7 protein-coding genes and 1 pseudogene are annotated in these 14,350 nt (G+C 50.6%); all 8 read left to right on the top strand.

The window, feature by feature from the left end; genetic code table 11:
* Window positions 1-35 precede the first annotated feature (35 nt).
* The 8 genes and pseudogenes from PREMU_RS13115 (at window position 36) to PREMU_RS13075 (ending at window position 14,329) form a co-directional block, all read left to right on the top strand.
* Window positions 36-578, top strand: a complete 543-nt coding sequence (locus PREMU_RS13115; RefSeq protein WP_040559095.1) for a DUF1599 domain-containing protein — start codon at window positions 36-38, stop codon at window positions 576-578.
* A pseudogene (locus PREMU_RS15800) lies at window positions 578-2,778 on the top strand (BT_3928 family protein). The gene PREMU_RS13115 and the pseudogene PREMU_RS15800 overlap by 1 nt, the downstream one beginning before the upstream one ends.
* Before the next feature lie 127 nt (window positions 2,779-2,905).
* Complete coding sequence (locus PREMU_RS13100) at window positions 2,906-3,700, top strand: SPOR domain-containing protein (RefSeq protein ID WP_007576014.1); 795 nt, start codon at window positions 2,906-2,908, stop codon at window positions 3,698-3,700.
* Window positions 3,701-3,756: 56 nt separating this feature from the next.
* Entirely contained in the window at window positions 3,757-4,350 is a 594-nt protein-coding gene (gene folE / locus PREMU_RS13095) for a GTP cyclohydrolase I FolE (protein WP_007576012.1), read from the top strand.
* A gap of 21 nt (window positions 4,351-4,371) precedes the next feature.
* Window positions 4,372-5,175 carry an exodeoxyribonuclease III gene (locus PREMU_RS13090; protein ID WP_007576010.1) on the top strand — a complete coding sequence of 268 codons (804 nt, stop codon included), beginning with the start codon at window positions 4,372-4,374 and terminating at the stop codon, window positions 5,173-5,175.
* Window positions 5,176-5,694: 519 nt separating this feature from the next.
* On the top strand, window positions 5,695-8,850 hold the full coding sequence (locus PREMU_RS13085; RefSeq protein WP_040558475.1) for a SusC/RagA family TonB-linked outer membrane protein: 3,156 nt from the start codon (window positions 5,695-5,697) through the stop codon (window positions 8,848-8,850).
* A 30-nt stretch (window positions 8,851-8,880) separates the two neighbouring features.
* The gene (locus PREMU_RS13080) at window positions 8,881-10,395 is read left to right on the top strand and encodes a SusD/RagB family nutrient-binding outer membrane lipoprotein (protein WP_007576006.1); all 1,515 of its coding nucleotides are present in this window, start codon (window positions 8,881-8,883) and stop codon (window positions 10,393-10,395) included.
* A 619-nt stretch (window positions 10,396-11,014) separates the two neighbouring features.
* Complete coding sequence (locus tag PREMU_RS13075) at window positions 11,015-14,329, top strand: SusC/RagA family TonB-linked outer membrane protein (RefSeq protein ID WP_007576004.1); 3,315 nt, start codon at window positions 11,015-11,017, stop codon at window positions 14,327-14,329.
* Window positions 14,330-14,350: the final 21 nt, after the last annotated feature.

Raw genomic sequence — 14,350 nt, 5'->3', positions numbered from 1 at the left:
TTAGTAACTTTGCAGATGTTATGACAGAAAAGGCTATGGCAGAACATAATACAGACCAGCAATTCAAGAGTGTCATGGCTGAATGCCGTGACATCTTCGCCAAGAAGCTGCACGACTATGGGGCTTCGTGGCGCATTCTCAGACCCACTTCGCTCACCGATCAGCTCTTCATCAAGGCCCGTCGCATACGTGACATCGAGACAACAGGCTCGGCATTGGTCAACGAAGGCATCCGTCCTGAGTTTCTGGCACTGGTCAATTACGGCATCATTGGACTTATACAGCTCTCCCATCCCGCTGTCATCAATCCCGATATGAATACCGCAGAAGCTCTCGCCTTGTACGACAGTCTCGCACAGGAGGCCTTCACACTCATGCAAAAAAAGAACCACGACTATGGCGAAGCGTGGCGCGACATGCGTGTGAGCAGCTATACCGACTTCATTCTCACGAAGATAGCGCGAATCAAGGAACTGGAAGACCTACACGGTAAAGCCGTGGCATCTGAGGGTATAGACGCTAATCTGCTTGACATTATCAACTACTCCGTCTTCGGAGCCATCCGTTTGTTGAAGTAATGGCATATCTCAGCTCACAGAAATCAGGCAGTAAAGCCAAGGAAGCGGCCTTGACAGTCGCAGTCAATGTATGCCGTTTCCTTTTGGGTGCAACCTTTGTACTCTCAGGGTTTGTGAAGGCTGTGGATCCCATCGGCACACAATACAAAATCCAGGACTATCTCTCCGCCGTGGGTCTCGCACAGTATTTCCCCGACATTGTAACGCTGCTTTCCGCCATCGCGCTTTCCGCGCTGGAGTTTTGCCTTGGTGTCTTCACACTCTTCGCCATCCGACGGCACCTGATCTCAAAGCTTATCGTGGCATACATGGCCGTGATGACGTTTATCACGATATGGACAGCACTGTACAATCCCGTAAAAGACTGCGGCTGCTTCGGTGATGCCATCCACTTGACCAATGTGGAGACTCTGCTGAAAAATATTCTACTCCTCGCTGCCTCCTGCGTTGTGGCATGGCAACCGCTAAGGATGTATCGCTTCCTCTCACGCTCCAACCAGTGGATCGCCATCAATTACTCCATCCTTTTCATTCTTCTGCTCAGCGGGCACTGCCTCTATCACCTGCCTCTCATTGACTTCCGCCCCTATCATATCGGCATGAACATCAAGAAAGGTATGGAGATTCCGAAGGGTGCACCGCATCCTGAGTTTGAAACAACCTTTGTTTTGCAGAAGAATGGCGTCAGAAAGACGTTCACACTCGACAACTATCCCGACTCCTCATGGCAGTTTGTTGATTCCAAGACGGTACAGACAAAGGCCGGATTCGTGCCACCCATCCATGACTTCTCCATTGAGAAACCCGACGGCGACGACATCACCGACAGCGTTCTCAATGCGCGCGGATATGTGTTCCTGCTCATCTCTCCGCACTTAGAGCAAGCCGACGACTCCAATTTCGGCGACATCGACCAGCTCTACGAGTATTGTCAGGAGCAGAAAATACCGTTCTACTGTCTCACAGCCTCCGGAGAAAAGGACATCCGACACTGGGAAGACATCACCGGAGCAGAGTATCCTTTTGCCTTCACCGATGAGACCACCCTTAAAACCATCATTCGGAGCAATCCTGGACTACTCTTATTGAAAGACGGTACCATTATCCGGAAGTGGAGTCACAACGACTTGCCGTCAAGTGCCAGCCTCAATGCACCACTCTCCAAGCTTGACATCGGCGCCATGCCGAAGAAAAGCCTCGGGAAGACCATCATGCAGGTCGTGCTATGGTTCTTCATTCCACTCCTGCTCCTTGTCTTTGCGGACAGGACGTGGGCATGGACCCAATATGTGAAAAGGAAAGTCAGAGAGCGTGGCGACAAGCTGAGAGAGGAAGAAAAGAAACTGGAAAACAACAAATTCTTTACCTCTTTCAAGAAGCAAAAAAATGAATAGACACTGAACAACAGGTCATACACTTTATTAATTGTTATTCTATTATGAGAAAAAAAATTGTTGCAGGCAACTGGAAAATGAACGAGAACCTGCAGGAGGGCGTTGCCCTGGCAAAGGAAATCAATGAGACACTGAAGGCTGACAAGCCCAATTGCGGCGTGATTATTTGCACACCATTCATCCATTTGGCAAGTGTGGCTCAGGTACTCGACCGGAACGTAGTTGAGCTCGGCGCTGAGAACTGTGCTGACAAGGAGAAAGGCGCCTATACAGGTGAGGTATCAGCTGCCATGGTGAAGTCAACAGGAGCCCAGTACGTCATTCTTGGTCACTCAGAGCGTCGTCAGTACTACCACGAGACACCTGAAATTCTGAAAGAAAAGGTACAGCTTGCCTTGGCTAACGGCCTGAAGGTCATATTCTGCTGCGGTGAGACCCTCGATGAGCGTGAGGCAAACAAACAGAATGAGGTCGTTAAGGCTGAGCTTGACGGCAGTGTCTTCAACCTCTCCGCAGAGGAGTGGAAGAATATTGTGCTCGCTTACGAGCCAATTTGGGCCATCGGCACTGGCAAGACCGCTACTTCTGATCAGGCCGAAGAGATGTTGGCTTATATCCGCACTATCGTTGCTGACAAGTATGGTAAAGAGGCAGCAGAGGACACGACCATCCTCTACGGTGGCTCTTGCAAGCCCAGCAACGCTGCCGAGCTCTTTGCTAAGCCCAACATCGACGGTGGACTCATCGGCGGCGCTTCCCTGAAGGCCGCTGACTTCAAGGGCATCATAGACGCCTGGAAGAAGTAACGGGAATCTGTAAGAAATGATCTCGGGGAGGCTTTTCATTTGAGCCGCCCCGTCATCTGAATAAAAGGGGCGGCTGTTAAAGCCGCCCTGATAACACCCCAACACATTCAATCAATCAGTCATAAAAATGAAAAGAATTGTCATTCTCCTTTTATCACTCATGGGAGTCGCCCTTACATCATCTGCACAGACATTCACGCAGCACCTGCGTCAACAGCAGACAGGGAAAGGGAAAATTACGATTACGCAGACAAAGGAGATCGACAACCTTGTCAATGGCAATGTGAGTGAAACAGTTTCACCACAGCAGAAGACCCCTGCTCAACCCGTTAAAACAGCTCCGCAAACGGTGAAGACAACTCCGCAAAGCGATAGAACGGCAAAGAGTGACAGCCTACAGAAGTTGCGAGACCGACAGAAAGCCGAAGAAGAAAAGAAAAAACAGGCAGAGAAAGCCAATGAAGACCGTCGCGCTATAGAAGAAGCCATTGCCATGCAAAAGCGCGCAACCGAAAAGGCAGCCGACGAAAAGGCGGCGGAAGAGAAACGCCAGGCTGCCGAAAGAAGTGCGGCTGAGAAGCGCGCAGCAGAAGAAGCGGCAGAAGATGAACTGCATATTCCCACTGTCGACATGCGCAAAAAAGTGATGCGCGGTGCCCACAAAGTAACAGGATACCGTGTGCAAGCATTCGCCGGAGGCAACACCCGCGCTGACAAGATAAAGGCACAGCAGGCAGGCAACGCCATTAAGATGCGCTTCCCCGACCAACCCATCTATGTACACTTCTATTCTCCAAGATGGATTTGCCGTGTAGGCAACTACCGTACCCTCGGAGAGGCCGAACAAATGCTTCATTCTGTGAAAGCATTAGGCTATAAATCTGCCATCATTGTAAAAGGAAAGATTACAGTCTTCAACTGAATTTGCTTCCGCAGGCAACTACAGACAACTCATTAGAAAAGTTAACAGATACCCCCATGAATCCAGAGACAGAATTCCGCGACGGACTCGACGAGCTCGCCACTCACTATAAAGCCATCCTCTCGCTGCTGGGTGAAAATCCCGACCGTGAGGGACTGGTGAAAACGCCCATGCGTGTGGCCAAGGCGATGCAGATTCTTACGCGTGGCTACACACAGGACCCGCACAAGGTGCTCACTGACGCGCTCTTTGAAGAGCAGTACGACCAAATGGTCATCGTCAAGGACATAGACTTCTTCTCCATGTGCGAGCATCACATGCTCCCGTTTTATGGCAAGGCGCATATAGCTTATATCCCCAACGGCCACATCACGGGTCTGAGCAAGATAGCGCGCGTTATCGACATCTACTCGCACCGCCTGCAAGTGCAGGAGCGTCTCACGGAGCAAGTCATGCACTGCATCAACGACACCCTCAAGCCGCAGGGCGTCATGGTTGTCATTGAGGCCAAACATATGTGCATGCAGATGCGCGGTGTGGAGAAGCAGAACAGCATCACCACCACGTCGGCCTACAGCGGCGTCTTCGAATCAATGAAGGTCCGTGAAGAGTTTATGAGCCTCCTGCGAGGGGAATCAAAACGTATCTGAAACATTACAAACAGAACTCATATGAAATTCATATCGTGGAATGTCAATGGTCTTCGCGCCTGCGTCAAGCCTAAGACCGACGACGAGGGTAACGTGAAAAGCAAAGGCTTCGAAGCATATTTCAAGGACCTTGACGCCGATTTCTTCTGCCTGCAAGAAACCAAGATGCAGAAAGGACAGCTTGATCTGCAGTTCGACGGGTATCAATCTTACTGGAACTACGCTGAGCGCAAGGGCTACAGCGGCACGGCCATCTACACGCGCCATACGCCCCTGAGCGTCGTTTACGGCATGGGCATAGAGGAACACGGCCACGAAGGCCGTGTCATTACGATGGAAATGCCAGAGTTCTACCTCGTCTGCGTCTACACGCCCAACTCTCAGGAAGCAGAAACCACGGGCGGAAAGCCCCGCCGGCTGCCATACAGGATGCAATGGGAGGACGACTTCCGCGCCTATCTGCAGGCTTTGGACCAGAAGAAACCGGTTATTGTGTGTGGAGACATGAACGTGGCCCACGAAGAAATAGACATTAAAAATCCCAAGACAAACCATCTCAACGCAGGCTTTACTGATGAGGAGCGCGACAAGATGACGACGTTGCTTGACAGCGGTTTTACCGACTCCTTCCGCGCGTTGCATCCTGACGAGGTCACCTATTCATGGTGGAGCTACCGTTTCCGTTCCCGTGAGCACAACACCGGCTGGCGCATCGACTATTTCCTCACGTCCGACAGGCTGCGCGACCACATTACCGGCGCATCCATCCACACCGAGATCTATGGATCTGACCACTGCCCCATAGAACTCGATCTTGACCTTTAGGCTCCCCTTAAACCTTTTTTATCCATCCGACGACAGTTTGCCGTCTGTGTAAAGGTGCCGTGTCAGCACAGCCACATAAAAGGTGCGACTCTTGTCGCCGCTCGCAACAGCATGAATTGCCAATGCCATCGCGGACGGCCACAAGGGCCGCATTCTGCTTTTTCTGCCTTATGACCCATCCACTATCATCTTTTGAGCATCCACTGAATGACTTGGCCGAGGATTAAATTTCCAATAATTATCCCTTAAAACTGATATATATCAATCGGAAATGTTAATATAACTCAAAACGCAAACATTTTTACAGCATTTTCTTGACACTTTAATAAAAACCATGTAGCTTTGCCAACAAAATAGAAAAAGAACAAAAAGATACTTTTTAAACAGCTCTTATTACTAATAATAAGTAGTACGTTTAAGTTTATTTCAAATTGTTATTCAAGTATGGGCCAGTGAAGCTGTATTCCATTGCAAGAGAGATTTAAAATATATATACGTTAATTATTAAAGAGAGAGTTTATGCAAAAAAGACTAATGATGTTGTTAACCTGCTTCTTCCTCTATATGGGAGCAGCATTGGCACAGACTACAGTCAGTGGTATCGTGACTTCATCGGATGACGGGCAACCCATCGTTGGAGCCTCTGTCCTGATAGAAGGATCCAAGATGGGTACCGTGACCGACAAAGACGGTCACTTCACCCTCAATGCTCCCGCGGGAGCAAAGTTAGTGGTTTCTTATTTAGGTATGAAACCTCAAACCTTAAAAGCCAGCAGTAAGATGCTTATCAAGCTCGTGGCAGATGACCGTACGCTCAACGAAGTCGTCGTTACCGCAATGGGTATCACCCATGAGAAAAAATCATTAGGTTATGCAGCCCAGGAGTTGAAAGCAGAAGACCTCAATGTAGCAGGCACCTCCTCTCTGGCCAGCGCCATGCAGGGCAAACTGACAGGTGTTGATATCCGCACGTCATCAGGTGCACCGGGTGCATCTGCCATGATACAAATCCGCGGTGCCCGCTCTTTCGACGGCAACAATACACCGCTCTACGTCGTCGACGGTATGCCCATCTCATCGACGCCTGACTTCAAGACCGGCGACTCCGTGACGGGTGCCGACTACTCCAGCCGCACCATCGACCTCAACCCCGACGACATTGAGAGCATCAGCGTGCTAAAAGGGCAGGCTGCCTCAGCCCTCTACGGCCTACGCGCCTCCAATGGTGTGATTCTCATCACCACCAAACACGGCAGCAAGAACACCGAGAAGCCTGTTATCTCTTTCTCTACTGACCTGAGCGCTGCAACGGTAAGCCGCAAGTTCGAACACCAGGATATCTATGCGCAAGGCAACGGCGTGAGCGCCTACAACCCTACTTCGCCCATGTCGTGGGGGCCTAAAATCGCAGATCTGGCCAATGACGCCACCTATGGCGGCAACGTAAACAACAAGCACACCAACGGTGACCTCAACTCACACAAGGGCATGTACTACAATCCTAAATACGCACAGGCCGGTCTCGACGGCTGGACTTATCCCACAACCCACGACAATGTGGGCGATTTCTTCCGGACAGGCTTCACCCAAAACTCCACGCTCAATATCTCACAGCGCAAGGAAGGCATGAGCTACTCTTTCGGCGTCAACGACACCTACCAGACAGGTATCATCCCCTCAACGGGCATGACACGTACCGGTGCGCGCGGCGCCGTAGACTGGGAAGTCAACAAACAATGGAAAACTGGATTCTCAGCCAACTACAGCGCCATCAAGATTACATCAGCTCCAGGTGCAAACAGTGGTATCATCAACGTGGTGTATTCCGCTCCCTCTGAATACGACCTCAAAGGAACACCTTCACATGTGCCCAACGATCCGACGACACAGGTGCTCTTCCGCCGCGCATCCTTCAACAACCCCTACTGGTTTGCTGACAACGATCAGTTCTATCAGCACACCAACCGCATCTTTGGTAATGCCTATGTAGAGTTCCGTCCAAACATCAACTGGGGTGAGAACTACAATCTCGTTTTCCGTGAGCAAACCGGTATCGATGCCTATACCACTAACAACCGCATCATTGCCGAGATAGGTTCCGCCTACAATTCCAAAGGTGAGGTAGAGAACTACGGCATGCAGAAAAACATCTTCAACAACCTGCTAACGGGCAACTTCACTGCCAAATGGGCCAGCGACTGGGACTTCAGCCTTCTCCTCGGCACCGAATTCAACCATGAGAACCAGCGCAAGTGGGACTACGACGCCTCCGGCCTCGCCTTCTATGGACAGCCCACTATTAGCAACGCCTCAACCATGAATAGCTGGAAAGAATACCGCTGGCAGGAGCGCACAGTGGGCGTCTTCGGTCAGGCCTCACTCAGTTGGCGGGACATGCTCTACCTGACGGTGACGGGGCGTAACGACGTTGTCTCCACCATGCCCCGCGGCAACCGGAGTTTCTTCTATCCTTCCGTGTCTCTGGGCTGGATCTTCACCGAGCTGCCCAAGCTGAAAGGCAGCCGTATTCTCTCCTACGGTAAGCTGCGCGCCTCCTACGCACAGGTCGGTCAAGCAGGCATCTTCTACAACAACTACATGTATGTACCTTCCTATGGCAGCGGCATGTATATCTACACCCCTGCCAGTTATCCTATCGGTGGACAGTCAGCCTACGCCCCCTACTACGTGAAATTCGACCAGAACCTCAAGCCTCAGAACACGAAGAACTGGGAAGCTGGTATCGACCTCAACTTCTTCGACAACCGCGTACGCATGGAGTACACAGTAAGCTATCAGGACGTCACCGACCAAATCTTCGACGTGCCTACCGCTGGCTCTACAGGGTACCAGTATCTCCGCACCAATGCCGGACAGATGACGACCTGGTCACATGAGCTGTCACTCACGGCAGACATACTGAAATCAGCCGATGTCGATCTTTCTTTAGGTGTCAACTTCACGCACACCAAGAGCTCTGTCAAGAAGTTAGCTAATGGCGTTGAAAGCATCATGCTCGGCGGATTCGTTGAACCGCAGATCCGTGCGCAGGCAGGATACAGCTATCCCAATATCTATGGCGTTGCCTTCAAGCGCGCCAAAGACGGTGAGCTCCTCCTCTCCAATGGTCTGCCACAGGGTACGGCAAGCAGCGTAAACCTGGGCGAGTGCACCCCCGACTTCAACATGGGATACAACCTCTCCGCACGCTACAAGCGTTTGAGCCTCACGGCAACACTCGACTGGCAGAAAGGTGGGAAGATGTACAACGGTACCATTATGACTATGAACTATTTCGGAGCCACCAAAGCCTCTCTCCCCTATCATGAGGGCACTATGGTCGCCGACGGAATCGATGAAGCCACAGGCAAGAAAAACACGATTGAGGTGAGTAAGCAGGACTATTACATGGCCTACAACCAGGTCACGGAGTCCGGTATCTATGACATGAGCTATCTCAAGCTCCGCGACGTGACACTGAGCTATCGACTTCCGAAATTCCTGGGCGTCGACATGAGCGTCTACGGCTTTGCCCGTAACATTCTCGTGTGGGCGAAAATGCCGGACCTCGATCCGGAGAGCTCACAGGGTAATGGCAATATGAGCGGCTATTTCGAGCGTTTCTCAGTGCCTAACACCTCCAGTTTCGGCGGTGGATTCAAGCTAACTTTCTAAAACGTGACAGTTAAATAAAAGGACAATTCTATGAAATTGAAATATTTGTTTGCATTGACACTGGCTGCCATCACGGTATCCTCGTGCTCAGAAGACATAATGGACAAGATTAATTTCGACGAGGCGCATCCCGGAACCAAAATAACCAACGGTGCCATGCAGCTCACCGATGCGGAAATGTCAACCGTCTTCAGCACCCTGCAGGGCAACTATGCCTGGTATGTCTCCTCTTACACGGAGCAACTTTTCGGTACAGGCAACAACCAGATGAAGAATGCCGAGCTGCGGCAGACCAACGAAGTGGCTGCGTCGACAACCTTCGACAACGAGTGGAACAGCACCTACCTCAATCTCAACAACCTGTACAATATCAAAGCCAAGTGCCAGAAGGGCGGCACCAACTCCGGTCAGAGAGACCTTTTAGGCATGGAACAGACTTTGGAAGCCATTGGATGGGCCACACTGACCGACCTGCACGGAGACATTCCCTACAAGGAATGCTTCAAGGGTATCCTGACTCCTGCCATCAACACGCAAAAAGAGGTCTACGACCACGTGTTTGAGCTTCTCGACTCCGCGCAGGTCAACTTCGCTGCTGGCGGCAAGAATGTGGGATCTAAAGATCTGCTCTACGGGGGAGACGTGTCAAAATGGGGCGCGCTGGTACATGCACTCCGTGCCCGATACCTGCTCCGCACCTACGCCACGGATAAGACACCGGCACGCCTGAACAAGGTCCTCACCGAAGCCAATGCAGCTTTGGCAGCCGGCTTTGACGGCTGCTCGCTGAGCGTTTTCAACAACAATAACCCCAATAACTCGTGGACGGCCTACCAATGGAGCCGTCATTACATGGGATGTTCCACTACAGTCACCAAATTGATGGAAGCACGTAAAGACCCGCGCGAAGTAATCTACAACTATGCCGCCTTCTACAAGCCGGGGGAAAATGAGGTTGACACGGTAGCCGCACCTGGCGACAAGGAATTGGCCTGCATGGTTGACGGCGTCAATTACCCTGCATGGCTGGATAATGGTGGTGCATCATCACACGTCATGAGCATTTCCGAACTTTATTTCATCATCACCGAGGTAAAAGCACGTCTGGGACAGAAGGATGAGGATGCTTTCCGCAAGGGTGTCAAAGCCTCACTCTCTGACTATTTTGCACAGGGCGGCAGTGTGGCTGAGGCAAGCCTGTCTGACGACGCCGCCAATGCATATCTCGACAAGGTGGCTAAACTGTACGATGCCGACCCCTTGAAGGAAACCCTCGTGCAGAAGTATCTTGCCCAGACACGTGACGAACAACTTGAGACCTACAACGACATCCGCCGCTGTAAGGCGCTTGACGGAAGCTATCCCGTAGCACTGACCAACCCCAACAACACGGTGAGTGGGAAAAACCGCTGGCCGCTTCGCCTGCCCTATGGCAACAGCGACGTAGTGTCCAACCCCAATGTAGCCAAGGTCTTCGGATCGGGCAACGATGCAGGCGACTACATCTATACTGATCCCGTCTGGTGGGCCGGTGGAAAAGAATAACCGGAATAAAAGAAGGATCAGTCCGTTCTGGGCTGGTATAAGTTCTCTCTTGTTTCGTGGAATCTGGCTCGTGTGAGTCGGGTTCCTTTTTTCATGGCTTACGCAACGATACGAACGACCTTTCCCTTTACACTGTAAAGGCAATGCCATTACAGTGTAAAGGCGATGCGATTACAGTGTAAAGGCGATGCGATTACAGTGTAGAGGCAATGCCATTACAGTGTAGAGACAATACGATCCCATCGGAGGCATCATCTCGCCTCTGTTATTTAGTCCTTGGTTTACTCTTGCACGAAGATGCTCTTTCTCCACGATACCTACTAATTAATTTACTACTTATCATTAATTTACTATTTTATCATACTTTCTGTTAACGGAAAAGGCTTTACAACAAAGCGTCTAACTTGCCCGTTGTGTGCGTACACTGTCACATATTTAATGCAAATAGTACAAAAATATCGCTTTCCACAAAGTTTTACTGATATTTTTCCATCAAAAAATTTGGTATGTTATAAAAATATATTAATTTTGCAACATGGGGTAATTAATACTAAACCTTAGTCTGAAGCTATATTTTTTTATTATAATTTAAACAGTTTAATTTTAATCCGAAGGAATTATGCAGAAAAGACTGTTTTCACTTTTGGCATGCCTTTTCCTATTCTTAGGAGGGGCATTTGCCCAAACAGACATCTCTGGGACCGTTATTTCTCAGGACGATAAACAGCCCATAATCGGGGCATCCGTCATAGTTGAGGGAACGAGATCCGGAACCATCACTGACGCGCAAGGCCGCTTCACGTTGCAAGTGCCTAAAGGCAAGCGCATCACCATCACTTATATCGGCATGCAGCGGCAGACTTTGCAGCCCAAGCCGGGTATGCGTGTAGAGCTCGTACCGGATGACAAGACGCTCGGTGAAGTCGTCGTCACGGGTGTGCAGCAGATGGACAAGCGCACCTTCACCGGTGCTACCACGAAAATCGATGCCGATAAGGCAAAACTTGACGGTGTGGCTGACATCTCACGCTCACTGGAAGGGCGTGTGGCCGGTGTCAGTGTACAGAACGTTAGCGGTACCTTTGGCACTGCTCCAAAGATTCGCGTGCGCGGTGCCACCTCTATCTACGGCAGTTCGAAGCCATTGTGGGTGGTCGACGGTGTCATCATGGAAGACGTCACTTCCGTAGATGCCGACCAGCTCTCCTCTGGTGACGCCAAGACCCTCATCTCCTCAGCCATCGCAGGACTCAACTCTGACGACATTGAGAGTTTCCAGATTTTAAAAGATGGTTCCGCCACATCTATATATGGTGCACGCGCCATGTCGGGCGTGATCGTGGTGACTACCAAGAAAGGTCACGCCGGACAAAACCACATTTCCTATACGGGAGAGTACACCATGCGCCTCAAACCCAGCTACAACCAGTTCAACATCATGAACTCGCAGGAGCAAATGGGTATCTATAAGGAGCTTTACAATGATGGTTGGCTGTCGTTCAGCGGTCTGCTCAACTCTTCGGACAGCGGCGTCTACGGCAAGATGTACCAGCTGATGAACACTTACGATCCTGCCACGGGGAAGTTCGCACTGGCCAATACCGACCAGGCGATGAAAGAATACCTGCGCCAAGCTGAATATCGCAATACCAACTGGTTCAACGAGCTCTTCTCAAATAGCATCAGTCGCAACCACTCCATCAGTATGAGTACGGGTACCGACAAGGCTCAGTACTACGCCTCTTTCTCTTTTATGAATGATCCGGGATGGACGCTTCAGAGCAAAGTAAAGCGCCTTACGGCCAATATCAATGCCAACTATAACCTAAGCAAGGAACTGTCGCTCAACATGATCGGAAATGCCTCCTACCGCAAACAGCGCGCGCCTGGCACGACCAATCAGAACATCAACATTGTAACAGGTGCCGTAAGCCGTGACTTCGACATTAACCCTTACTCTTATGCCATCAACACCTCGCGTGCACTCGATCCCAATATATTCTACACGCGCAACTATGCGCCGTTCAACATCAAAAATGAACTGGCCAATAACTTCATGGATCTCGATGTGATCGACCTGAAATACCAGGCACAGCTCACCTATAAGCCTATCATGCAGGTACAGCTTCAAGGTCTTATCGACTACAAATTCGCACAAACCGTCGATGCCACAAGAGTGACAGAGCACAGCAATATGGCACAGACCTACCGCGCAATGGACAATGCAACCATCCGCGATGCAAACCGATGGCTCTACACTGACCCCGATGTACCCAACTCGTTACCCAACTCCGTATTACCAAATGGTGGTTTCTACAGTGAGCAGAAATACAAGATGAATGGCTGGGACGCACGCTTCACCGCCAACTATAACGATGCTTTCGGTCGCGAGAAAGAGCATATCGTTAACCTGTTCTACGGTATGGAGGTCAATACCACGAACCGTTTCTCCAGCTATTTCGACGGTGTAGGCACGCAATACGATATGGGATTACTCGGCAACTATGATTACCACTACTTCAAACAGGCCAGCGAGCAGAACGATATCTACTATTATTTAGGTAACGGCTACGAGCGCAAGGCCTCCTTCTACGGCTATATCAACTACTCTTACAAGCATCGCTACAACCTCAATTTCACAGAGCGCTATGAGGGCAGCAACCGCCTGGGCAAAAGCACCTCAGCACGATGGCTGCCAACGTGGAACGTCTCCGGCTCATGGAATGCCCATGAGGAGCCTTGGTTTGACAAGACTTTCAAGGGCGCTCTCTCCACATTGACCCTGCGTGCATCCTACTCTTTGACAGGCCAAGACCCCGCTTCGACCAATGCAGCGCCTATCATCGAAAGCTATAATCCCTATCGTCCGTTTGCCAATGACAAGGAATCCGGCCTCTATGTCTATGACTTTGCCAACCCTGACCTCACCTATGAGAAGAAGCACGAGTTGAATGTAGGTCTCGACGCTGGTTTCCTCAACGACCGTATCAGTCTCACTTTCGACCTCTGGACGCGCAAAAACTTCGACCTTATTGGTCCGAAGCGTACCACAGGTGTAGGCGGAAGCATCACGAAATACGCCAATGTGGCTGACATGAGCTCACACGGAGAAGAGCTCTCCATATCTACAAAGAATATCCTGAACAAGAACTTTCAGTGGAGCACTGACTTTATTTTCTCACACTATAAGACAAAAGTGACCTCCCTTGATACTGACACGCGCATCATCGACCTTATTACTGGCAACGGCTTCACCATGGTGGGCTATCCCCATCGTGCCCTATTCAGCCTCGATTTCCGGGGTCTGAATAATAAAGGACTACCCACCTTCATCAATCAAGACGGCAATGTGACCGTAGATGACATCAACTTTCAGACCCAAGTAAAGGATCACCTGGTCTATGAAGGCCCCACAGAGCCAACGATTACCGGTTCGCTGGGCAACACATTCACCTACAAGAACTGGCATCTCATCGTTTTCGCCACCTACAGTTTCGGCAACAAAATCCGTCTTGACCAAGCCTTCTGGGCCTGGTATTCAGACCTCAACGCCATGCCAAAGGAGTTTAAGAACCGTTGGACCAAAGCAGGAGATGAGAAACGGACCGATATACCCGTCATCGCTGATCTGCGTATTTACAACAATTCCTCGCGACTGTCGTATGCCTACAACGCCTACAACCTCTCCACAGCACGCGTGGCCAAGGGCGATTTCATCCGCATGAAAGAGATCTCGCTGGCCTACGACTTTCCACAGAAATGGGTCCACGCCATCCGTTTGAGTAGTTTAAGCATGAAGCTGCAGGCCACTAATCTCTTCCTGCTCTATGCCGACAAAAAGCTGAACGGACAAGATCCTGAGTTTTTCAACGCTGGCGGCGTGGCTGTGCCTATGGCACGGCAGCTCACATTCACGCTGAAACTCGGTCTGTGATGGCTTTTGAGAGTGACTATT

This window comes from Hallella multisaccharivorax DSM 17128, from assembly GCF_000218235.1.
Taxonomy (GTDB): domain Bacteria; phylum Bacteroidota; class Bacteroidia; order Bacteroidales; family Bacteroidaceae; genus Prevotella; species Prevotella multisaccharivorax.
This window is presented reverse-complemented; position numbering and strand designations above follow the sequence as displayed.

Coding starts and splice junctions, on each gene's coding strand:
- PREMU_RS13115 (WP_040559095.1), top strand. CDS start 36: ATGGCAGAACATAATACAGACCAGCAATTCAAGAGTGTCATGGCTGAA.
- PREMU_RS13100 (WP_007576014.1), top strand. CDS start 2,906: ATGAAAAGAATTGTCATTCTCCTTTTATCACTCATGGGAGTCGCCCTT.
- folE (WP_007576012.1), top strand. CDS start 3,757: ATGAATCCAGAGACAGAATTCCGCGACGGACTCGACGAGCTCGCCACT.
- PREMU_RS13090 (WP_007576010.1), top strand. CDS start 4,372: ATGAAATTCATATCGTGGAATGTCAATGGTCTTCGCGCCTGCGTCAAG.
- PREMU_RS13085 (WP_040558475.1), top strand. CDS start 5,695: ATGCAAAAAAGACTAATGATGTTGTTAACCTGCTTCTTCCTCTATATG.
- PREMU_RS13080 (WP_007576006.1), top strand. CDS start 8,881: ATGAAATTGAAATATTTGTTTGCATTGACACTGGCTGCCATCACGGTA.
- PREMU_RS13075 (WP_007576004.1), top strand. CDS start 11,015: ATGCAGAAAAGACTGTTTTCACTTTTGGCATGCCTTTTCCTATTCTTA.